This is a genomic window from Thalassovita aquimarina (genome assembly GCF_018219815.1).
Taxonomy (GTDB): domain Bacteria; phylum Pseudomonadota; class Alphaproteobacteria; order Rhodobacterales; family Rhodobacteraceae; genus Thalassobius; species Thalassobius aquimarinus.
Genome location: NZ_JADMKU010000012.1, coordinates 14177 through 36312, shown reverse-complemented (window position 1 = coordinate 36312; position 22136 = coordinate 14177). Strand labels below are relative to the sequence as shown.

Genomic DNA, 22136 nt, shown 5'->3' with positions numbered 1-22136 from the left:
GCTACGTCGAATTGCGCGGCTGCGGATCACCATGAAGCCGGACCAAGCGCTGCGCCCCGCTCTCCGCGGCATGCACAAGACGATGTATCAACGCGCAGAGACCAAGAAACCGCTTGGCAAAGACTACATCACGCTTGCCATTGCGCACCGCGCGCGCCAGGCGACGGGTGCGGCGCAGCAAGGCAGCCCCGTCAAACGTCATTACCTCACTCTCGGTCGCCGCATGCGCTTGCGCCAGCCAAGCACCGCACCGCCGCAGCACCTCCGTCCTGTCGTCCATTCCCAACTCGGCCGCTTCAAGCCGGGCAAAGGCCGTCAAGCCGGAAACATACTCCATGACCAGCACGCGCCCGGCGTCCCGGCAGTGCAGCAGCGGCACGATCCGGTTCGCCCCGGTCTCTCCCAAAGCGGCCGAAAGCGCCTGGTAATTCTCCACCACGTGGGCGAACTCAGCCTCCGACACGGCTGGTTCGGATTTCACGATCAAGCTGGTCCGCCCCGGCACCGAGACCCGAAAGACTTGCCGCCTGCCGACGGCTTGCCGCGCCTCCTTGATCAGATGGATCGTCATATCCGCAGGAAGCAGCCCAAGAATCTCTGCAATATCCGACGGCGCCAAACCTGCCGGTCTGGCCAAGCCATCATGTCTCATGCCGTTCTCCTGTCTCTCGCCTTCATTCTAGATCGAAAGCTGTAAATTACTATTGCAAAGCCCCCTCAGGGGCGGCAAGCACAGCGATATGAGTGATGCGCCCTCCAAATCCAATCCTGCCCAATCCGCTCCGGCGAAATCCCACGGCCGCAAATCCATCAAGCTGTCGCGCAAGCCGCAGGCGCTGATGACCCATAACCCGGTTCTGGCCGGCGTCTGGACCGCGCGGATCATCACGCTGTTCCCGCAGGCCTTCCCCGGCGTTCTGGGCGAAAGCCTGACCGGCAAGGCGCTGAAGGACGGCAAGTGGCAGCTCGAAACCACCGACCTGCGCGACTACGGTATCGGCAAGCATCGCAACGTCGATGACACCCCCGCCGGCGGTGGCGCCGGAATGGTTCTGCGCGCCGACGTTCTGGGCAACGCGATCGACCACACGATGACGGGAACGCGCGGGCGCTGGCCGCTGGTCTACCTGTCGCCGCGCGGTCGGCGCTTCGATCAGGCGATGGCGCGGGACTGGTCGCAATTCGATGGCGTAACGCTGCTCTGCGGCCGGTTCGAAGGGGTCGATCAGCGGGTGCTGGATCACTACGACATCCAGGAGATCTCCTTGGGCGATTTCGTCCTCACTGGCGGCGAGATCGCGGCGCAGGCGATGATCGACGCCACGGTGCGTCTGCTGCCCTCGGTGCTGGGCAATGCCGAAAGCATCGAGGAGGAAAGCCATTCCAACGGATTGCTGGAACACCCGCAATACACCCGCCCCGCCGAATGGAAGGGGATGGAGATTCCCGAGGTGCTGATGTCGGGCCATCACGGCAAGATCGAGGAATGGCGCCACGAGATGTCCGAGAAGCTGACCCAAGATCGCCGCCCCGACATGTGGGATGCCTATTGCAAGAAACGCGGTGAGAGATGAGGCTTCGCCGATATCTGCTCTGAATGGAGGCTGCGCCAGCGCCAGATCGCGCGGAGGAGAGACGATGAAACCGACCGAGACAACGAATTCCGTTCCGGATGACATAATTGTTTTGGCAATCAGGGCTATCAGCGGCGAGGTCACGCCCAATATGAGACTGATTGCCTTCTCCTATGGCGAGAGACAGGCGAAGTTTCGGTTCTATATGTCCGAAGACCCCACCGACGACGAAAGAGAGATCGGAGAGATCGTTGCCGTGAACTTCGACTCGGGCCTTTCGCAGAATCTCGACAGGCTTGATGTGGAGTTTGTTGTCACAGAAGAACCGCTTGGCCGACTTGACCCATTGGACTTCGGTCTTTTCCGCCGTTGGGAGGGCTGAGGCGGACCTGGCCACGAGGTAGGAAAGCATAACAAAATATTGCAGCCCGCCCTCCGGTGGTGAATAGTTCGAGCAGACGACTTTCATTGAAGGAGATTGAGCAGTGGCTGGCAAATTCGAACTCTACACCGACAAGGCCGGTGAATTCCGCTTCCGCCTGAAGGCGGGCAATGGCGAAATCATCCTGGCCAGCGAAGGCTACAAACAGCGCGCCAGCGCCGAGAACGGCATCGAGTCGGTCAAGAAAAACGCCCCCGAGGACGCGCGTTACGAGCGCAAGGAAACCAAGGCGGGCAAGCACATGTTCAACCTCAAGGCCACCAACGGCCAAGTGATCGGCACCTCGGAAAGCTATGAAAGCGAAGCGGGCCGCGACAACGGCATCGAGTCGGTCAAGAAGAACGCGCCGGACGCGGACGTCAAAGACCTGACCGCCTGATCCGAACCGCCCACGAAACCACCCCAAGGCCTTTCTGTCCAAGGGCAGAAAGGCCTTGATCCTTTTGCCCCCTCCCCCTATACACCGCCCGTTCGCGGTCGGAATCGGCCTGCGGGCCTGTTGGGTATTTTTCCGGGTGCTTCTTCGGCATCCACGACGGATCGCCCCGGCAGCGGAATAAGAAACACGACCTGAACTCTGGCGGGCGCCCCGGTAATCGGAACAGGCGGACCCGGTCGAAGGCCGAGAGCTCTGAGGACGGACATCACCTTTGCGGGGCAACCGCAAGCAAGATAGGAGAAGATCAGATGGATCTGATCGCACAGCTGGAGGCGGAACAAATCGCCGCCCTGGGGAAAACCATCCCCGATTTCAAAGCCGGTGACACCATCCGCGTCGGCTACAAGGTGACCGAAGGGTCGCGCACCCGTGTGCAGAACTACGAAGGCGTCTGCATCAGCCGCAAGAACGGTTCGGGCATCGCGGGTTCGTTCACCGTCCGCAAGATTTCCTTCGGCGAAGGCGTGGAACGTGTGTTCCCGCTCTACTCGACCAACATCGAATCCATCGAAGTTGTCCGCCGTGGCCGCGTCCGTCGCGCCAAACTGTACTACCTGCGTTCGCGCCGCGGTAAATCCGCCCGTATCGCAGAGGTTGCCAACTACAAGCCCAAGTCGGGCGCAGAAGCGTAAGGAGCGGAACGATGAAAGAAGGTATCCACCCCGAATATCACTTCATCGAAGTGAAGATGACCGACGGCACCATGTTGACCATGCGCTCGACCTGGGGCGCCGAAGGCGACACCCTGGCGCTGGACATCGACCCGACCGTGCACCCCGCATGGACCGGCGGCACCTCGCGCCTGCTGGACGCCGGCGGCCGCGTGTCCAAGTTCAAGAACAAATATGCAGGTCTGGGCTTCTGATCCCTTTCCGCATCGACAAAGAAAAGCCCCGCCAAACGGCGGGGCTTTTTTTGTGAACGATGGTCCCGATCCTTCTCGGGCGAGATTGGTTTCAGGCTTGAAATCCGCAGTTTCCTCCCCGTCGCCCCGGCCGGAAACCCGCGAATGCGCATTGGCAGACAGGCCAAGCCATCCCGATTTTCACCTCTGGACCGACCCAATTCCAAGTATACGATCCCGGATGCCCCCAAGCAGGTTTTGCCGCGCTCTCGCGACCCCTTCCATATTTCTGCAACAGATGTCATTGAAGCCGTCCAAACGGATCAACAAGGCTTTGCAAATGACCGCGGCAACCATATCCTGTGGCAAAGCGGCCGGAACAAGGCAGGTATAGGGGACATCTTTCAATGGCGCATATTATTGTCGTCGGGAACGAGAAGGGCGGCGCGGGAAAATCCACCGTTTCAATGCATATCGCCACGGCTCTGGCCCGGATGGGCTTCAAGGTTGGCGTGCTCGACCTCGACCTGCGCCAGAAATCCTTCGGCCGCTATGTCGAAAACCGCAAGAAGTTCATGGAAAAATCGGGCCTGGACCTGCCCAGCCCCGATTATCATGACCTGCCCCAGGCCGATCCGGCACAGCTGAAGCCCGGTGAAAATCCGTATGATCAACGCCTGTCCGCGGCCATCGCTTCGCTGGAACCCGGCCACGATTTCATCATGATCGACTGCCCCGGGTCGCATACGCGGCTCAGCCAAGTGGCGCATTCGCTAGCGGATACCCTGGTGACGCCGCTGAACGACAGTTTCGTCGATTTCGACCTGCTGGCCAAGATCGACGAGGACGGCAAGAAAATCCTTGGACCCTCGGTCTATTCCGAAATGGTGTGGAACGCGCGGCAACTCAGGGCGCAGGCAGGGCTGAAGCCGATCGACTGGATCGTACTGCGCAACCGTCTGGGCGCCCAGCACATGGTGAACAAGGAAAAGATGGGCAAGGCGCTGGACAACCTTGCCAAGCGGATCGGCTTCCGCGTCGCGCCGGGGTTCAACGAACGGGTCATTTTCCGCGAACTGTTCCCGCGCGGGTTGACCCTGCTGGATCTGAAGGATATCGGCGTGACCAGCCTGAACATTTCCAACGTCGCGGCGCGGCAGGAATTGCGCGACCTGATCAAGGCGCTGGACCTGCCCGGTGTCGAACCGAATTTCTAACACGCACGACCCAAACACGGACCGCAACAGCGGCTGCCGGGATACCCGCAGCCCCTAGTCGGCCGTATCGAAACTGGCCAGCTTGCGCAGCACACTGCGCAGCACCCTGTCCTCTTCCGCGCTCAGGCTGGCCGACAGTTTCGCATCATAGGTTTTCGCCACCCCCAGCAGGTCGCGATAGGCCGTCTGCCCCAGATTGGTCAGTTCCAGGTATTCCAGCCGCCGGTCCCTGTCATCCTGCTGCCGGGTCAGGAAGCGGCGTTCGCCCAGACGCGCCACCGCCCGGCTGATCTTGGTCTTGTGCATTTTCGACCGCTGGCCGATTTCCTTTGCCGTCATCCGGCCATAGATGCCAAGATGAAACAGCACCCGCCATTCGGTACGCAACATGCCGTAGCGGTCCTTGTAAACCTGCTGGAACGCAAGGCTGCTTTCCTCTGCCGCCTGATTCAGCAGGTAAGGCAGAAAATTTTGCAAATCGAAGTCATGTTTTTCGGTCATTTCCGGCCTCCATCGGTTGTTAGTTACAAAATCAACTATTAACAGCACAAGCGAAAAGGAGAACGCGCCATGAATCAGCAGATGAAACCGCATGGTTTCGTGCAGGCTCCGACGCCGCACGGGACCACCCCGGGATACATGCCGGGCTTCGGCAACGATTTCGAGACCGAAGCGCTGCCCGATGCACTGCCGCAGGGCATGAACAGCCCGCAGAAATGCAATTACGGCCTTTATGGTGAACAGCTTTCGGGAACAGCTTTCACCGCCAACCCACCCGAACGGACCTGGTGTTATCGCATCCGGCCGTCGGTAAAGCATTCGCACCGCTACGAAAAGATCGACCTGCCCTATTGGAAATCGGCGCCCAATGTCGATCCCGACGTCGCCTCGCTGGGACAATACCGCTGGAATCCGGTCGCCCATAGCGGCGAGGACCTGACATGGCTCACCGGCATGCGCACCATGACCACCGCCGGCGACGTCAACACCCAGGTCGGCATGGCCAGCCATGTCTATCTGGTCACCGCCTCGATGCAGGACGAATATTTCTTCTCGGCCGATTCCGAACTTCTGGTCGTGCCGCAGGAAGGCCGGCTGCGTTTCGCCACCGAACTGGGCATCATCGACCTGGAACCGAAGGAAATCGCCATCATCCCGCGCGGCCTGGTGTACCGGGTCGAGGTTCTGGAAGGCCCCTGCCGCGGCTTCGTCTGCGAAAACTACGGCCAGAAATTCGAACTGCCGGGCCGCGGCCCGATCGGCGCCAACTGCATGGCCAACCCGCGCGACTTCAAGGCGCCGGTGGCGGCCTATGAAGACCGCGAGGTGCCTTCGACCGTGACCGTGAAGTGGTGCGGCCAGTTCCATCAGACCAAGATCGGCCAGTCGCCGCTCGACGTCGTCGCATGGCACGGCAATTACGCGCCGTACAAATACGACCTGCGCAACTACTGCCCGGTCGGCGCGATCCTGTTCGACCATCCCGACCCGTCGATCTTCACCGTGCTGACCGCGCCCTCGGGCGTGCCGGGCACCGCGAACATCGATTTCGTGCTGTTCCGCGAACGCTGGATGGTGGCCGAAGACACGTTCCGTCCGCCGTGGTATCACAAGAACATCATGTCGGAACTGATGGGCAACATTTACGGCCAGTATGACGCCAAGCCGCAGGGCTTCGTTCCCGGCGGCATGAGCCTGCACAACATGATGTTGCCGCACGGGCCGGACAAGAACGCCTTCGAGGGCGCGTCGAATGCCGACCTGGGGCCCGAGAAGCTGGACAACACCATGTCCTTCATGTTCGAAACCCGCTTCCCGCAGCACCTGACCGGCTTCGCCGCGAACGAGGCGCCGCTGCAGGACGACTACATCGACTGCTGGACCGATCTCGAAAAGAAATTCGACGGCACACCCGGCAAGAAATAATCGTGGCCGGTGGGGGATGCCCCACCGCCCGCGCGAAAAGGAAACGCGAATGACCCTGATGAAATCCTGGGTGGACAGCGCCAACGACGCCAACCATCCCTTCCCGCTCAACAACCTGCCCTATGGCGTGTTTTCCGTCTCCGACGACGATCCGCACTGCGGCGTCGCCATCGGCGACATGATCTTCGACTGCGCCGCCGCCGAAGAATCCGGTCTGATCGACCTCGGCGTCGGTTCCGTTTTCGATGTTCCGTTCTGGAACGAAGTGATGGAACTGGGGGCCGACAAATGGGCCGAACTGCGCGCCCGCCTGACCGCGATCCTGTCCGAGGGCAGCGCCGATCAGGACGCCGCAAAGGACATGCTGGTGGCGCAATCCGATGCCACCATGCACATGCCCTTCCTGGTGTCGGAATACACCGATTTCTATGCCGGCAAGAACCACGCCTTCAACGTCGGCACCATGTTCCGCGGCCCCGAAAACGCGCTGCCGCCGAACTGGCTGCATATCCCGATCGGCTATAACGGCCGGGCCTCGTCGGTCGTCGTCTCGGGCACCGATGTGCGCCGCCCCTGGGGCCAGCTGAAGGGCCCCAATGACGCCGCGCCGCGTTTCGCCCCCTGTGCCCGCTTCGACATCGAACTGGAAGTGGGCGCCATCGTCGGTACCGCGTCCGACGGTCCGATCACCGTGCAGGAAGCCGACGACAACATCTTCGGCTACGTGCTGCTGAACGACTGGTCGGCGCGCGACATCCAAGCCTGGGAATACCAGCCGCTGGGGCCGTTCCAGGCCAAGGCGACGGCGACCACGATCAGCCCCTGGATCGTGACCAAGGCAGCACTGAACCCGTTCCGCTGCGACACCCCCGCGCGCGAGGTCGAACTGCTCGACCACCTGAAGGATTGCGGCCCGATGCTCTATGACATCGACCTCGAAGTCACGCTGCGGCCCGAAGGCGGTTCCGAAAGCACCATCGCGCGGACCAACTACAAGGAAATGTACTATTCCGCTGCGCAGCAACTCGCGCATCACACCACGAGCGGATGCCCGATGAACACCGGCGACCTGCTCGGCTCGGGCACCATTTCGGGCCCGACCAAGGAAAGCCGCGGCTCGCTTCTGGAACTCAGCTGGGGCGGCAAGGAACCGCTCGAACTGGCATCGGGCGAAACCCGCAACTTCATCGAAGACAATGACACGCTGACGCTGAAAGGCGCGGCAAAGGGCGATGGCTACACCATCGGCTTCGGCGATTGCGTGGGCAAGGTTCTGCCCGCCCTCGACGACCCTTACAAACGCTAAAGGAACAGCAAAATGGCAAAGGCATTCGCGTCCCAGGGGGACATGACCGAAAAAACCATCAGCTTCACCGAAGTCGGCGAAGGGCTCTACGCCTTCACCGCCGAGGGCGATCCGAACTCGGGCGTGATCATCGGTGACGACAGCGTGATGATCGTCGAGGCACAGGCCACCCCGCGGCTGGCCAACAAGGTGATCGAATGCGTCCGCAGCGTGACCGACAAACCGATCACCCACGTCGCGCTGACCCATTACCACGCGGTCCGCGTGCTGGGCGCGTCGGCTTTCGGCGCGCAACAGATCCTGATGTCCGACACCGCCCGTTCGATGGTGGTGGAACGCGGGCAGGAAGACTGGGACAGCGAATTCCAGCGCTTCCCGCGCCTGTTCGAAGGCCATGAAAGCATCCCCGGCCTGACCTGGCCGACCACCACGTTCAGCGATTCGATGACCGTCTATCTGGGCAACCGCCGTGTCGACCTGATGCATCTGGGCCGCGCCCATACCGCGGGCGACATCGTGATCCACGTGCCCGATCAGAACGTGATGTTCACCGGCGATATCGTCGAATACCATTCGGCCTGCTACTGCGGCGACGGCCATTTCAACGACTGGGGCGACACCCTGGACGCGATCAAGTGGTTCGATGTCGACGCCATCGCGCCGGGCCGCGGCGACGCGCTTGTGGGCCGGGAAATGGTCAACGCCGCGATCGAGAATACCCGCGATTTCGTAGAAAGCACCTACCGCCCGGCCGCCAAGGTCGCCGCGCGCGGCGGGTCTCTGAAGGAAGCCTGGGACGCGGTGCGCGCCGAATGCGATCCGAAGTTCAGCGACTACGCGATCTACGAACATTGCCTGCCGTTCAACGTGGCGCGCGCCTATGACGAAGCGCGCGGCATCGACACGCCGCGGATCTGGACCGCGCAGCGCGATCTGGAAATGTGGGAGGCCCTGCAGGGCTGATCCCAAAGGTCATGGGATCGCCCCGGCAACGGGGCGGTCCGGCGGGTTCATCCCGCACCCCCTTGGGCGGACGCCCGAGGGGAACAGCAGAGATTTGTTTGCAGCTGGGAGGAACCAGATGAACAAGATTTTCGAAATCCCCCTCTACCCCTATGCCCGCAGCGCCGATCAGGACGCGGCAAAGCCGGTGCGGCGCAAGGTCGTGGTGGTGGGCGCGGGCCCGATCGGGCTGGCCGCCGCCATCGACCTGGCGCAGCAGGGGATCGAGGCGATCGTCGTCGACGACAACGACAAGGTCAGCTTCGGCAGCCGGGCGATCTGTTTCGCCAAGCGGCCACTGGAAATCCTCGACCGGCTTGGCTGCGGCCACCCGATGGTCGACAAGGGCGTGGTGTGGGACACCGGCAAGGTGTTCTTCGACGACCGCAAGGTCTATGAATTCAACTTGCTGCCGGAAACCGGCCACGAATTCCCCGCCTTCATCAACCTGCAGCAATACTATTTCGAAGAATACCTGGTGAACCGCGCCCGCGAACTGGAAGCCGAAGGCGCGCCGATCGAAATCCGCGGCGGCAACAAGGTTCTGAAGGTCACGGACAAGGGCGATCACACCGAGATCCTGATCGACACGCCCGAAGGCCAGTACACGCTTGAAGCCGACTGGCTGATCGCCTGCGACGGCGCCGCGTCGCCGATCCGCGCGATGATGGGGCTGGATTTCGTCGGCCGCGTCTTCGAGGACAACTTCCTTATCGCCGACGTGATCATGGAGGCCGACTTCCCGACCGAACGCTGGTTCTGGTTCGACCCGCCCTTCAACAAGGGGCAGTCGGCGCTTCTGCACAAGCAGCCCGACGGGGTCTGGCGCATCGACCTGCAGCTGGGCTGGGACATCGACAAGGAAGAGGAAAAGAAACCCGAAAACGTCATTCCCCGGCTCAAGGCGATGCTGGGCGAGGATGTCAAATTCGACCTGGAATGGGTGTCGATCTACACCTTCCAGTGCCGCCGGATGGAACAGTTCCGTCACAACCGGGTGATCTTTGCCGGCGACGCGGCGCATCAGGTGTCGCCCTTCGGCGCCCGCGGTGCGAATTCCGGGCTTCAGGATACAGACAACCTGATCTGGAAACTGAAACTGGTGATGGAAGGTCTCGCCCCGGAGAGCCTGCTCGACAGCTACGATGTCGAACGGATCCACGGCGCCGATGAAAACATCCTCAATTCGTCGCGTTCGACCGATTTCATCACGCCGAAATCGGAAACCAGCCGTCTGTTCCGCGATGCCGTTCTGGACCTGTCGGAACATTACGAATTCGCCCGCCCGTTGGTGAACTCGGGCCGCTTGTCGGTGCCCTGCACCTATGACAGATCGGCGCTGAACACGCCGGATGCGCTGCCCGGCGGTCCAGCCCGCACGCGCCCCGGATCGCCCTGCCCCGATGCGCCGCTGGACGAAGGTTTCCTGCTGCACCGGCTGGGCAACGACTTCACCCTGCTGACGATCAACACCGACGTCCCGGCGGAGCTGGAAGAAAGCGGCATCAAGGTGGGCAGCCTGTCGCTTTACAGCGAAGCGCTCGACCCGGCGCTGGCCGAACGGTACCTGGGCGAGGCGGAAACCGCCGTCTACCTGATCCGCCCGGATCAGCACGTCGCCGCCCGCTGGGAAAAATTCGACGAAACCGCAACCCGCGCCGCGATCCGCCGCGCCATTGGCAAGGAGTGAACAGATGTCCCTGACCCTGACCCTGACGCCGAATATCGACAATGCCGATGACTTCTATGCTGACCTGCTGGCCGTCCACGAAGGGCTGAGCAAGGCCGAAAGCGACGCTCTGAACGCCCGGCTGATCCTGATCCTGGCCAACCAGATCGGCGATCGCGAGGTGCTGGTCGCGGCGCTGAAGGCTGCGAAGGAATCGACACATCAACCCGGTTGATCCTCGTCGGTAGAAAAGTCGGAAGCGGCCCTCTCGGGGGCCGCTTCTTTGATTCTTGACCTTCCCCCAGACCGGTGTTCGATTGCCCTTGCCGCAAATACGGCACGCATGTTAATTAACATGTTAATATAAAGAGGAGGCAATCATGCGGTGGAGCGAATTCCCCAAATGGGGCAAATGGGCGGCAGATTGGGCGGCCAAGTACCACGCGGGCCTGCGCGACCGGCCGGTGCGGGCGCAGACCAAGCCGGGCGAGGTGATGGCGCAACTGCCCGCATCGCCCCCCGACGCACCGCAGCCGATCGAGGATATCGTCGCCGATTTCGAATCCATCGTGATGCCCGGCATCACCCATTGGCAGCATCCCCGCTTCTTCGCCTATTTCCCCTCCAACGCCTCGCCCGCCGCGGTTCTGGCCGACAACCTTGTCACCGCGATGGCGCCGCAATGCATGCTGTGGCAGACCTCGCCCGCCGCGACCGAGATGGAAACCCGCATGATGGACTGGCTGCGCCAGTCGCTGGGCCTGCCCACCGGCTTTTCCGGCGTCATCCAGGACAGCGCGTCCTCGGCCACCCTTGCCGCCGTGCTGGTGATGCGCGAACGCGTGCTGAACTGGGACGGCAACGCCAACGGGCTGCCGGGTCAGAAACCGCTGCGGGTCTATTGTTCGAACGAGGTTCATACCTCGGTCGACCGGGCGATCTGGATCGCCGGGATCGGCCAGGCCAACCTGGTGCGCATTCCCACCCGGGGGCCGCTGCGGTCGATGGATACGGCAGCGCTGGAAGACGCGATCAAGGCCGATATCGAGGCCGGTTACCTGCCCGCGGGCGTGGTCGCCTGCACCGGCGGCACCGGCACCGGCGCCTGCGATGACATCGCCGCCACCATCGCGGTGGCGAAGAAATACGACCTCTATACCCATGTCGACGCGGCCTGGGCCGGGGCGGCGATGATCTGCCCCGAATACCGCGAGTTGTGGCAAGGGGTGGAAGCCGCCGATTCCATCGTCTTCAACCCGCATAAATGGCTGGGCACCCAGTTCGACCTGTCGGCCCATTTCGTCAAATCGCCCGAGGACCTGACCCGCACGCTCGCGATCCAGCCGGAATACCTTAAAACCCACGGCGCCGACGGGATCATCAACTATTCCGAATGGTCTGTGCCGCTGGGCCGCCGGTTCCGGGCGCTGAAATTGTGGTTCCTGATCCGCGCCTATGGCCTGGACGGGCTGCGCCGGATGATCCGCAACCACGTGACGTGGTCGCAAGGATTGGCCGAAAGGCTGCGCGCGGTGCCCGATATCGAAATCGTCACCGACCCGGTTCTGTCGCTGTTCACCTTCCGCTTCACGCCCGAAGGGCAGGACGCGGACGACGCCACGCTGGCGCTGATCAACGCGATCAACGACGGTGGCCGCATCTACCTGACCCAGACCCGCACCGACGGCAAACTGGTGATCCGCTTCCAGGCCGGGCAATTTGATTGTACCCAAGACGATATCGACACCGCTTTCGACGTGATCGTGGAAACCGCCAACCGACTGAAGGACGCCTGACATGCCCGCACCACTCAACACCTTCAAGGCCGCGCTGAAGCGGGGCGACATGCAGTACGGCTGCTGGGCCGGGTTTGCCGATCCTTATGCGACCGAAATCCTCGCCACCGCGAATTTCGACTGGCTGGTGATCGACGGCGAACACGCGCCCAACGACCTGCGCAGCATAATGCACCAGCTGCAGATCCTCGACGGCAAACATTCCGAGGGCGTGGTGCGCCTGCCCATCGGCAACGAGTGGCTGATCAAGCAGGCGCTGGACGTCGGCGCGCAGACGCTGCTGATCCCGATGGTGGAAACCGCCGAGCAGGCCCGCGATCTGGTCCGTGCCTGCCGCTACCCGCCCGAGGGCATTCGTGGATCGGGCGCAGCATTGGCCCGCGCTTCGCGCTTTTCCGACATTCCCGATTACATCCAGACCGCCAACGCACAGATCTGCCTGCTACTGCAGGTCGAAACCCGCAAGGGGGTGGAAAACCTCGATGCGATCCTCGCCGTCGAGGGCGTCGACGGTGTCTTCATCGGCCCGTCCGACCTGGCCGCCGATCTGGGTCATTCGGGCCAGAGCGGCCATGACGAGGTGCGCGCGGTGATCAAGGACTGCCTGGGCAAAATCGCGGCGTCGGACAAGGCCGCCGGCATCCTGGCGGTGGATCAGGCCGTGGCATCCGAATACCGCGACTGGGGCGCGCAGTTCCTGGCCGTGGGCATCGACGTCGTCATGCTGGCCAAGGCGGCGCGGGCAACCATGGCGCAGTGGAAATAACAGACGGATGGCGGGGCAGACCGACACGATCATCACCGCGATCCTCGACGCGATCGAAAGCGGCGCGCTGAATCCCGGCGGCGTGATCGAGGAACAGACCCTGATCAACACCCACAACGTGTCGCGCACCCCGGTGCGCGAGGCGTTGATCCAGCTGGAAACCGCCGGCCTGATCCGCCGCACCCCGCGCAAGGGCGCGGTGGTGTTCAAGCCGACGCTGGAGGAATTCCTCGCCATCCTCGAGGTCCACGCCAAGCTGGAAGGCCAGGCGGCGGGACTGGCCGCGCGCCGCCTGTCGCCCAGCCACCGCGCCGCGCTAGAAGCGGCGGTGGTCGCCTGCGAGGACCATGCCGCGCGGCTGGGCGACGCGGAACCGGACCAGTATTACCAGCTCAACCTCGATTTCCACCGGGTAGTAGCCGAAGCGGCGGGCAATCCCTTCCTGCTGGACATGATCAAGATGAACGCGCGCAAGCTGATGGCCTACTACCGGGCGCGTTATCACTATGCCGGGGTGATCGCGGCCTCGGCCCGCGAACACCGGCAGATCGCCGACCTGATCACCGCGCGCAAATCGGCAGAAGCCGAGGCCGCGATGGAGGCGCATGTGCATTTCGACCATGTGACCGCGCTGGATCTTCTGGCCGCACTGGGGTGAAGGGGGCTGCCGCCCCCGCCCCTGCGGGGCTCCCCCGCGGGTATTTCTGCCAAGAAAAAGCGGTTATTGCGCCTGTTCGAAGAACAGCGCCAGGCTTTCGGCGAAGGCTTCGGTGTCGGCGCGGGCGGAGAGCGAGGCGCGGGCCTTTGCCAGCACGTCCCCGGGCAGCTTGCCCTGCATTTCCTCAGTCAGGGCGGCGATGAAATTGGGGGTCATTTCCGGGTGGTACTGGGTGGTGTAGACCCGGTCGCCGATGGCGAAGGCGCCGGCGGCGCACTCGGCGTTTGCGCTCAGGATGCGGGCGCCGTCGGGCAGTTTCGTGACCTGTTCGACATGGGCGGCATAGAGACCGATCCGGTCGGGCAACCCTTGCATCCACGCGGCGCGGTCGGTCACTTCGGTTTCGGTCCGGCCGAACACCCAGCCTCCGGGGTTCCGTTCGACCTTGCCGCCAAGCGCCAGCGCGATCGCCTGATGGCCGAAACAGGCGCCGAACAGCGGCAGGCCCTTTGCCACGATTTCGCGGATCAGGTCCAAGAGCCGCCCCACCCAGGGATCGCAGTCATGAACCGAGGCCGGGCTGCCGGTGATCAGCACACCATCGAAACCTTCGAGCAATTCGGGAAAGATCCCGTCTTTGACCGCGAAGACCTGCGTCCGCCAGTCCGGCCGGGCGAGCTGCAAAAGGGCGGTGAATTTTTCACCATCCTTCTGATGCTGTTCGGCAAATTCGCTTTCATCGGTGTTCGTCATCAAGATCGCGATACGCATTCCGGTCCCGCCTGAGATTTTTCTTTACATATTTATAGCGCTTTTTAATATACGTAACAAGTTAACAACAAGAGGTATGATGATGACGGTCTGGACCCCCACCGACGACGGTTTCGCCGACCTGACCAGCCACGATACCTTTGTGACCGGCGCGCCGCACAACACCTTTGCCCGGCTGCGCCGCGACGACCCGGTGCACTGGACAGACTGGGACGGCGGCGAAGGGTTCTGGTCGATCACCCGCCATGCCGACATTTCCGAAATGAACCGCCAGCCGCAGATTTTCTCCTCTGCCCGCGGCATCCGGATGGAGGACCAGACCTACGAGGAATACCTCGCCCGGCGCACCTTCCAGGAAACCGACCCGCCGGAACACATGATGACCCGGATCAAGGTGGCCAAGGCGTTTTCCAAGCCGGTCATCGCCGAATTCGAGAACGATATCCGCGCGCTTTGCGACGACATCCTCGACGTGGCGCTGGAAAAGGGCAGCTTCGACGCCACCAAGGACATCGCGCGGCAATTGCCGATGCGGATGCTGGGCCGGATCCTTGGCCTGCCCGAGGAAGACCTGCCTTGGCTGGTGGAAAAGGGCGATGCGCTGATCGCCAATACCGACCCGGATTTCACCGATCACGTGCTCGACAAGATGACGACGGACGAATTCCGCCTGATGCCGTTCAATTCGCCCGCGGGGGCCGAGCTTTACAACTATGCCAAGGAGCTGATGGCGAGGAAGGACGCGGCCGGCGACACCAGCGGCGTCCTGCACCTGATCCTGCAACCGGCCAAGGATGGCAGCGTGATCACCGAAGAAGAATTCCGCAACTTCTTCTGCCTGCTGGTCGCCGCCGGCAACGACACCACCCGCTATTCCATCGCCGCAGGCATTCAGGCGATGTGCCACCAGCCCGAATTGCTGGCCCAGATGCAAACCGAAGACATCTGGGACACCGCGCCGGATGAAATCATCCGCTGGGCCACGCCCGCGCTCTATTTCCGCCGCACCGCCACTAGGGACGTCGAAATGCACGGCAAGACCATCCGGGAAGGCGACAAGGTGCTGTACTGGTGGTCCTCGGCCAACCGCGATGAAACCGTGTTCGACGATCCCTTCCGGGTGAACCTGAAACGCACGCCCAACAAACATTTGTCCTTTGGCCAGGGCGGCCCGCATGTTTGTCTGGGCATGTGGCTGGCCCGGCTGGAGGTCCGTGTGCTGTTCCCGGAACTCGCCAAGCGGATCAGATCAATAGAGGCCAACGGCCCGCATAAATTCCTGCGCTCGAATTTCGTGGGCGGGATCAAGGAACTGCCGGTCAAGGTAGTCGCCAAATAGGGAGCCAACGATGAACACACGCCTGCGCGCGTTATTTTGCGATCACCTGTCGATCATGCGGGGCAAATACCTGCCCGGATCGAAGATCGGCGATGGCACGACCCGGTTCTGCCGGTCCACCTTCGGGGTGCATTACGACAAGGATCTGCTCGACGCGCCCGGCGCGATGATGATGCAGGGCCTGCCGGACATGGAACTGCACTGGCACGGCGAGGAAATCCGCGACAGCTGGGAACGGGCCACCAAGATCGTGGTGGGCGACCTGTACGACACCGACGGACAGCCCCTGCCCTTGTGCGGACGGCAGGCGCTGAAACGGGCCGTGAAGGATTGGCAGGCACTGGGGCTGACGCCCAAGGTCGGGCTGGAACTGGAGGCCTATGCGCTGGTCGCCGATGAAAACGGCCGGCTTGTGCCCTATGACACCCCCGGCGCGCATGTCTACGGCACCGGCAACTTCACCGACCCGATGCGGTTCAACGACGCGATCTGGGAAAAGGCGGACGAACTGGGCTTCCGGCTCGACATGATCACCGCCGAATATGACAGCCCGCAATTCGAATACACGCTGACCTTCGACGAAGCGGTCAGGGCGGTGGACGATATCGTGCTGTTCCGCCTGATGGCGCGCGAGATAGCGCTGGAACACGGCATCGTTCTGTCCTTCCTGCCCAAACCGATCGCCGAGGCCAGCGGATCGGGGCTGCATGTGAATTTCTCCTTCCTGGACGAAGCCGGCGGCAACGCGCTGTCGAGCGGCGAAAAGGGCGGGCCGGAGCGCATGAACGACCTGGCGCGCGGCTGCGTTGCGGGACTGATGCACCATCACAAGGGGCTGGCCGGGCTGATCGCGCCCACCGCCAATTCCTACCAGCGGCTGCAGCCGGGATCGCTGTCGGGATTCTGGTGCAACTGGGGCGGCGACCATCGCAACGTGACCACGCGGATATCCTCCGAAGGCGGCGCCAAGGCGCGGCTGGAACACCGCACCGCCGATGCCTCGGCCAATCCCTATACCGCCACCGCCGCGGTGCTGCAGGCCGCGCGTCTGGGCGTGGTGAACAAATACGATCTGGGACCGATCGAAACCGGCGACGGGTTCGAAAACTGGGACGCCAAGGACAGCGCCGCCGTTACCCTGAAGGGCGCGATTGCCGATCTGAAGACCGACACGGTGCTGGGCGACGCGGTGGGGGCGGAACTGGTCGCCAACCACGTCTTCATGAAGGAAAAGGAAGTCAAGAAAACCAAGGATCTGGAAGGCGACCAATTGCGCGACTTCTATGTCTGGTTCGTCTGAGGAACATGCCGATGAAAGTGACCTGGAAACTGCCCGATGGCGGCGAAATCACCGCTGATGTCGATGACGGGCTGAACATGATGGAGGCCGCCGTCGCCAACAACGTGCCGAACGTGATCGGCGAATGCGGCGGCAATCTCAGCTGCGCCACCTGCCACGTCTATGTCGAAGCGGCATGGGCCGGCAAAACCGGAACGGCGGACGATTTCGAAGACGCCATGCTCGACGCGGCCGAAGCCCCCCGGCAGGACAATTCGCGCCTGTCCTGCCAGATCACCGCGCGCGGCGATCTCGACGGTCTGGTACTGATCGTGCCGGAAGTCTGATCACCAGCGGTCCAGCGCCGCTTCGTCCGCATCCTTGGCGGCGACCCATTCGGCGCCCGAGGCGGTGAATTCCTTTTTCCAGAACGGGGCGCGGGATTTCAGATAATCCATCAGGAATTCCGCCGCCTCGAAGGCATGGACACGGTGGCGCGACGATGTCGCCACCATCATGATCCGGTCATCCGCCTTCAGGTTCCCATAGCGGTGGATGATCAGAACGTCGCCCAGGTCCCACCGCTCCGACGCCTGTTGCGCGATCTTCTCAAGCGCCTTTTCGGTCATGCCGGGATAATGTTCGATTTCCATCCGGTCCAGACCTTCACCCGGCAGGTCGCGCACGATGCCGGTGAAGGTCACCACCGCGCCCATGCCATTCTGCGCATCGGCGAAGGCGTTGGTTTCCGCGCCAAGATCGAACGGTTCGGACTGTACCCGGATAATCATTTCAGCCCCCGGTCATGGGCGGGAAGAAAGCCACTTCCCGCGCGCCATCCAGCGATGCGTCGAAATCGGTCAGTTCCTGATCGACCGCGACGCGCAGCGCGCTGAGGTCGGAAAAGGCCACCTCGTAGCGTTCTTCGCGGGTGCGCAGTTCCGCGACCAGATCGGCCACCGTCGCGGCCGAGGTTTCGACCTTTTCCCGCGGGATGCCGATACGTTCGCGAACCCAGGCGAAATACAAAACGTCCATGTCAGTCGTCCTTCAGATGCGGCAGGGCCTTGCGGAAATAGTCATACCCGGTGATCAGCGTCAGCAGAGCCGCGACCCAGAGCAGGACAAGCCCCAGATTGGCGGACCAGATCATGCCGCGCATTTTCCAGCCCAGGCCAACAACGTCTTCTTCGCGCCCGGCAAGGATGTCTTCGACGATGCCCGCATCCATGCCAAGGCTGCTCATTCCGAAATAGTGCTCGAACACGCCGTGGGCAAACAGGGTCGCGATGGCAAACATCTGGAGAGTGGTTTTCCACTTGGCCAGCTTGGTCACTTTCAGCGTGCCGGCGGTATCGCCCAGATATTCGCGCAGGCCCGACACGAAGATTTCGCGGAACAGGATGAAGGTCGCCGGCAGCACCAGCCAGGGCGACATCGACGAATAGCCCACGATTACCATCAGCGCGATCACCACCATCGCCTTGTCCGCGATCGGGTCGAGCATCGCGCCGATCTTGCTTTCCTGCCCCCAAAGCCGGGCTAGGTAGCCGTCGAACCAATCGGTCACCGCCGCACCGATGAACAGCAGCAGCGCGAACCAATCGGCATAGGGCCGGGCGAAATACAGGAACATCACGGCCACGCCGGGCGCGGCGGCAAGCCGGATAACGGTCAGGATATTGGGGATCGTCCAGTTCATAACGCCTTGAATAGCCTGTCTTCCGACCGGGGGGAAGCAGGCGTTTCACCACATTCTGTGCTATGATGGGTTTATCCCGGGGCCGACCCGATGGAAAAACCTATCCGCCCCGGGACAGGTAAGGAGGAGGAAATGAATCCCGTAGTGCTTCTGGTGGGCAAACTGCCCAATGTCATCGGCGATGTGGCCAGGGAACTGGACCACCTGCCGATCCGCTGGCTCGGCGCGCATGATCATGGCGAAGTGATCCGGCAACTGGACACCGAACCCGACATCTGCTGCGTCATCATGGGCGGCAGCCTTGACGACGAGATGCGCGGCGACCTGATCAGCGTGATCGCGATGAAACGCCCGGATGTCTGCATCCATATCAAGGACCGCGAATCCGGCCCCGAAGGGATGGCGCCCTTTGTCCGCCGTGTCGTCGACGGCGGGCTTCTGGGGTCTGTTCAGACGGCCTGACCAGGGACAAAGAAGTTCACCGGTGCGTCACGCCCACCCCCGTGCGGGGCCGGACCGGCAACCGTGCTTCGCGGCAATGCCCAGACGTTTCGCGCCGCGTCTCAGGCGTCGAGTGGCGGTTCGGAACCGCTTCGGCGATGCCATTTCCGCAACGCCTGTTCCAATGCCGCGGTCTGCACCGGCTTGGTCAGGTAATCGCTGACCCCGGCCTCGAAACTGCGCTCGGCCTCTTCTTTCAGGGCGCTGGCCGAAATCGCGATGATCGCGGTTTTCCGGTCGCCGCCGTCGGCCTCGAAAGCGCGTATTTTCCGCGTCATTTCCAACCCGTCCATCACCGGCATCTGGCAATCGGTCAGCACCATGTCGAAACCGTTTTCCCGCCACTTCGAAAACCCTTCCGCACCGTTCGTCGCGGTTTCGAAACCGACGCCCAGCAATTCCAACTGCCGGGACAGAACGGCCATGTTCAGCGGATTGTCTTCGACGACCAGCACCGGCCCCGGATTTGGCATCCGCGCCTTGGCGGACAGGGCGGCGGACGGCGCCTCCCCGTTCACGGCATCGCGCGCAATCCGGCCGGTCAGCATGGCGATGCCGCGCACGGTGTCCGTCAACTGCATCGGGAACCGGTAGGAAATATAGAGCCGCTTCTTGATCAGCCCCTTCGGATTTTCGCGGGTCGGGTCGAGCACCAGAATGTTGCAGTCCGGATTGCATTCGATGACCCGGTCGACAAGATCAAGGTTTTCTTCCAGCGTTTCAAGCGCCAGCATCAGCACCGCTTCGTCATCCGCTTCGGCAGCGGCAGCCAACAGCTCTTCTCGACTGTTCGGCACGATAACATCGGCCCCGCGATATTCATAAAAACGGGCGATCCGTTCGTTATAGATCGGCTTGTCCATCTGCAGGATCAGCTTGGTCCCTTCGATCCGGGCCGTACCTGCCCCGCCGTCCTTCCGGGCAAACGGCAGGCGAACCGTGAAGGTCGTGCCCCGGCCGACTTTGCTCTTCACCTCAAGCTCGCCGCCCATCAGGTCGATCAGGTTGCGGGTGATCACGAGGCCAAGCCCGGTCCCGCCGAAGCGGCGGGTCGTGGATTGCTCGGCCTGCTGGAACGGCCTGAACACGGTCCTTATCGTTTCGTCGGTCATGCCGATGCCGTGGTCGATCACCCGGAACCGGATGAAGCCCTCTTCGCTGTCGCGGTCGACCCAAAGCTGGACGAAGCCCCGCTTGTCTTCGGTTTCGCCCCAATTGGAAAACTTGATCGCGTTACTGAGAAGGTTCAGCAGAATCTGGCGCAACCGCAAGGGATCGCCTTCGACCCAGTCCGGCACATCCGCGTCCACAACGATCAGGAACTGCACATTGCTCTTTTGCGCCTGCAATGCCAGCGATTCCGCGGCCTTTTCGACCGCTTCGATCAGCGCAAATTCGGTTCTTTCGATCTCGAGCTTGCCCGCCTCGATCTTCGACGCATCCAGAATGTCGTCGATGATCCGCATCAGGAAATACGAAGAATCGCGGACAACCTCGATCATCCGCCTCTGGTCGTCGTTCAGTTCGGTGGTTTTCTGCAACAGCTCGATCATGCCGACGATGCCGTTTATCGGCGTCCGGATTTCGTGGCTCATATTCGCCAGGAAGGCCGATTTCGCCTTGCTGGCATATTCGGCCTCGACCCGCTTGTTATGCTGCACCTGTTCGGCCCGCAAGAACAGAGCGATGACCCCGAAGACGACCAGCGCCACCAGCAGCGCCACCAGCAATGTCCGCATGCCAAGAGACGCCTTGAGGTTCTCTGTCTGCCCCTTGCTGTATTCGGTCATGTAGGCCGAATAGATGCCCTGTTCGTATTGCGCGGTAATCCGGTCGATCTGTGCGACCCTGCGGCGCAGTTCGGCCAACTGCTCGGGGCTTGGCGAAAGCCCCGCTTCTTCTATCAAGCGCCGGCTCTCCTCGATATGGCCGATCACCACCTGCAACTCTTCGTACCGGTACAGGTAGGGGCTGTTCACAAAGCCCTTTGCGCCAAGCAGATAGTTCAAGGCCTCGTCCAGGCCCGCCTCGTTCTGCGTCAGCACCGCGTTTTGATAGGCTTCCTGCGCCCTGCCGCTCAGCTTGTCGATCTTGAAGGTCAGGCGCGCAGAATTGATGATCTGGACGACGCGGCGGGAATTCTCCTGGCTCAGATGCCCGTTGCGATATTCGTAGGTCGCATAGCCGGCGACAGCGGCAATCCCCAGAAGGATGACGACAATGTATCTGGCATTCCAGAATCGGGTCACTTTTTGAATTCGATCCGGGTGATCATCCAAATCCATTTGGGCAGTGTTTCCTGATATTCGAGTTTGGCGCCGTCATAATCGGGGAATACGACGCGCATCGGGCCTTTCATGTCAAAGCCGAAGTAATCGCCGTTCATGCGCGTAGACAGAACGATGCCGAAATCATCCCACTCCTCCCGGCTGAAATCTATCGTGTAGTCGTCGAGTGCGATCAGCGTGACCGACCGCGCCCCTTCGGCACCAAACTTTTCAACCAGATCCGAAATGAAAACGCCTGCGTACAGGTCTTCACGCTGATCATAGGGATTGAACAGGGTGAACTCGTGCAGTCCCGCCGCCTCGATTTCGCTTATCGTAGCGCTTCCTTCCTGCCCTTCGGCCAGCGCACCGGACAGGCTGATCCTCTGGCTGCCGTCCTCCTGCGCGACGGCAAGCGATGCGTACAGACCCGCAATGACCAGAGGCATCACCCGTGACAGACCACCGAAACACTTCATCATCCGATCAGTCTTCCTCCGACCCAAATCGATCCGGCCCACCGTCGAACCGGACGGCGATCGGCTTGACCAAAACACATGCTTATATTTGAAGCTATTTTACCGTTTCGTTTTAATCAACGTGAACGACGCCCGCCGGCGCAAAAAAGCGCGAAGCGG

General features: G+C 62.0%; 26 protein-coding genes. 18 read left to right on the top strand and 8 right to left on the bottom strand.

Annotated features, from left to right (window positions below; genetic code table 11):
* Window position 1: 1 nt before the first annotated feature.
* Window positions 2-652: a phosphotransferase gene (locus tag IT775_RS13485; RefSeq protein WP_212701643.1), complete on the bottom strand. Its 651-nt coding sequence runs from the start codon at window positions 650-652 to the stop codon at window positions 2-4.
* An 88-nt stretch (window positions 653-740) separates the two neighbouring features.
* Here IT775_RS13485 and trmD point away from each other — a divergent pair, with 88 nt between their 5' ends.
* The 6 genes from trmD (at window position 741) to IT775_RS13455 (ending at window position 4516) form a co-directional block, all read left to right on the top strand.
* Window positions 741-1574: a tRNA (guanosine(37)-N1)-methyltransferase TrmD gene (gene trmD, locus IT775_RS13480; protein WP_212701642.1), complete on the top strand. Its 834-nt coding sequence runs from the start codon at window positions 741-743 to the stop codon at window positions 1572-1574.
* Window positions 1575-1638: 64 nt separating this feature from the next.
* Entirely contained in the window at window positions 1639-1956 is a 318-nt protein-coding gene (locus tag IT775_RS13475) for a MafI2 family immunity protein (RefSeq protein WP_212701641.1), read from the top strand.
* Window positions 1957-2059: 103 nt separating this feature from the next.
* Window positions 2060-2395 (top strand): YegP family protein, encoded by a 336-nt coding sequence (locus IT775_RS13470; RefSeq protein WP_212701640.1) that lies wholly within the window; start codon window positions 2060-2062, stop codon window positions 2393-2395.
* A gap of 308 nt (window positions 2396-2703) precedes the next feature.
* Window positions 2704-3087, top strand: a complete 384-nt coding sequence (gene rplS / locus IT775_RS13465; protein ID WP_212701639.1) for a 50S ribosomal protein L19 — start codon at window positions 2704-2706, stop codon at window positions 3085-3087.
* Window positions 3088-3098: 11 nt separating this feature from the next.
* On the top strand, window positions 3099-3320 hold the full coding sequence (gene rpmE, locus IT775_RS13460) for a 50S ribosomal protein L31 (RefSeq protein ID WP_212701638.1): 222 nt from the start codon (window positions 3099-3101) through the stop codon (window positions 3318-3320).
* Between the two features lie 386 nt (window positions 3321-3706).
* Window positions 3707-4516, top strand: coding sequence for a division plane positioning ATPase MipZ (locus IT775_RS13455; RefSeq protein WP_212701637.1), 810 nt, complete (start codon window positions 3707-3709; stop codon window positions 4514-4516).
* Between the two features lie 54 nt (window positions 4517-4570).
* Here the strand turns inward: IT775_RS13455 and IT775_RS13450 are convergent, their stop codons facing one another.
* Window positions 4571-5017: a MarR family winged helix-turn-helix transcriptional regulator gene (locus IT775_RS13450; RefSeq protein WP_212701636.1), complete on the bottom strand. Its 447-nt coding sequence runs from the start codon at window positions 5015-5017 to the stop codon at window positions 4571-4573.
* A gap of 69 nt (window positions 5018-5086) precedes the next feature.
* Here IT775_RS13450 and hmgA point away from each other — a divergent pair, with 69 nt between their 5' ends.
* The 8 genes from hmgA to IT775_RS13410 all read left to right on the top strand — a co-directional run bounded on the left by hmgA (window position 5087) and on the right by IT775_RS13410 (window position 13639).
* On the top strand, window positions 5087-6442 hold the full coding sequence (hmgA, locus tag IT775_RS13445) for a homogentisate 1,2-dioxygenase (protein WP_212701635.1): 1356 nt from the start codon (window positions 5087-5089) through the stop codon (window positions 6440-6442).
* Between the two features lie 49 nt (window positions 6443-6491).
* Complete coding sequence (gene fahA / locus IT775_RS13440; RefSeq protein WP_212701634.1) at window positions 6492-7748, top strand: fumarylacetoacetase; 1257 nt, start codon at window positions 6492-6494, stop codon at window positions 7746-7748.
* A gap of 12 nt (window positions 7749-7760) precedes the next feature.
* Window positions 7761-8711: an MBL fold metallo-hydrolase gene (locus tag IT775_RS13435; RefSeq protein WP_212701633.1), complete on the top strand. Its 951-nt coding sequence runs from the start codon at window positions 7761-7763 to the stop codon at window positions 8709-8711.
* A gap of 118 nt (window positions 8712-8829) precedes the next feature.
* Window positions 8830-10440, top strand: coding sequence for an FAD-dependent oxidoreductase (locus tag IT775_RS13430; protein WP_212701632.1), 1611 nt, complete (start codon window positions 8830-8832; stop codon window positions 10438-10440).
* A 4-nt stretch (window positions 10441-10444) separates the two neighbouring features.
* The gene (locus tag IT775_RS13425; protein WP_212701631.1) at window positions 10445-10654 is read left to right on the top strand and encodes a DUF2783 domain-containing protein; all 210 of its coding nucleotides are present in this window, start codon (window positions 10445-10447) and stop codon (window positions 10652-10654) included.
* Window positions 10655-10799: 145 nt separating this feature from the next.
* Entirely contained in the window at window positions 10800-12215 is a 1416-nt protein-coding gene (locus IT775_RS13420; protein WP_212701630.1) for a pyridoxal phosphate-dependent decarboxylase family protein, read from the top strand.
* 1 nt (window position 12216) lies between these two features.
* The gene (locus IT775_RS13415; RefSeq protein WP_212701629.1) at window positions 12217-12981 is read left to right on the top strand and encodes an aldolase/citrate lyase family protein; all 765 of its coding nucleotides are present in this window, start codon (window positions 12217-12219) and stop codon (window positions 12979-12981) included.
* Between the two features lie 7 nt (window positions 12982-12988).
* Complete coding sequence (locus IT775_RS13410) at window positions 12989-13639, top strand: GntR family transcriptional regulator (protein WP_212701628.1); 651 nt, start codon at window positions 12989-12991, stop codon at window positions 13637-13639.
* 63 nt (window positions 13640-13702) lie between these two features.
* On the opposite strand, the gene IT775_RS13405 is transcribed toward IT775_RS13410, so the two are convergent.
* Entirely contained in the window at window positions 13703-14392 is a 690-nt protein-coding gene (locus tag IT775_RS13405) for a type 1 glutamine amidotransferase (RefSeq protein WP_246525581.1), read from the bottom strand.
* A gap of 100 nt (window positions 14393-14492) precedes the next feature.
* Here IT775_RS13405 and IT775_RS13400 point away from each other — a divergent pair, with 100 nt between their 5' ends.
* From IT775_RS13400 to IT775_RS13390, 3 genes are read left to right on the top strand one after another with little or no spacing between them, the layout of a single operon-like run.
* Window positions 14493-15749, top strand: coding sequence for a cytochrome P450 (locus IT775_RS13400; RefSeq protein WP_212701626.1), 1257 nt, complete (start codon window positions 14493-14495; stop codon window positions 15747-15749).
* Window positions 15750-15759: 10 nt separating this feature from the next.
* Window positions 15760-17049 (top strand): type I glutamate--ammonia ligase, encoded by a 1290-nt coding sequence (locus IT775_RS13395; RefSeq protein WP_212701625.1) that lies wholly within the window; start codon window positions 15760-15762, stop codon window positions 17047-17049.
* Between the two features lie 11 nt (window positions 17050-17060).
* Entirely contained in the window at window positions 17061-17375 is a 315-nt protein-coding gene (locus IT775_RS13390; protein WP_212701624.1) for a 2Fe-2S iron-sulfur cluster-binding protein, read from the top strand.
* Here IT775_RS13390 and IT775_RS13385 read toward each other — a convergent pair whose 3' ends face one another.
* The 3 genes from IT775_RS13385 to pgsA are packed head-to-tail and all read right to left on the bottom strand — an operon-like array spanning window position 17376 to window position 18730.
* Entirely contained in the window at window positions 17376-17819 is a 444-nt protein-coding gene (locus tag IT775_RS13385; protein ID WP_212701623.1) for a molybdenum cofactor biosynthesis protein MoaE, read from the bottom strand.
* Window position 17820: 1 nt separating this feature from the next.
* The gene (gene moaD / locus IT775_RS13380; protein WP_212701622.1) at window positions 17821-18066 is read right to left on the bottom strand and encodes a molybdopterin converting factor subunit 1; all 246 of its coding nucleotides are present in this window, start codon (window positions 18064-18066) and stop codon (window positions 17821-17823) included.
* Between the two features lies 1 nt (window position 18067).
* Window positions 18068-18730, bottom strand: a complete 663-nt coding sequence (gene pgsA / locus IT775_RS13375) for a CDP-diacylglycerol--glycerol-3-phosphate 3-phosphatidyltransferase (RefSeq protein WP_212701621.1) — start codon at window positions 18728-18730, stop codon at window positions 18068-18070.
* Between the two features lie 132 nt (window positions 18731-18862).
* Here pgsA and IT775_RS13370 point away from each other — a divergent pair, with 132 nt between their 5' ends.
* The gene (locus IT775_RS13370; protein WP_212701620.1) at window positions 18863-19192 is read left to right on the top strand and encodes a hypothetical protein; all 330 of its coding nucleotides are present in this window, start codon (window positions 18863-18865) and stop codon (window positions 19190-19192) included.
* 101 nt (window positions 19193-19293) lie between these two features.
* On the opposite strand, the gene IT775_RS13365 is transcribed toward IT775_RS13370, so the two are convergent.
* Window positions 19294-21480 (bottom strand): ATP-binding protein, encoded by a 2187-nt coding sequence (locus IT775_RS13365; RefSeq protein ID WP_212701619.1) that lies wholly within the window; start codon window positions 21478-21480, stop codon window positions 19294-19296.
* The gene (locus IT775_RS13360; protein WP_212701618.1) at window positions 21477-22019 is read right to left on the bottom strand and encodes a hypothetical protein; all 543 of its coding nucleotides are present in this window, start codon (window positions 22017-22019) and stop codon (window positions 21477-21479) included. The genes IT775_RS13365 and IT775_RS13360 overlap by 4 nt, the downstream gene beginning before the upstream one ends.
* Window positions 22020-22136 lie beyond the last annotated feature (117 nt).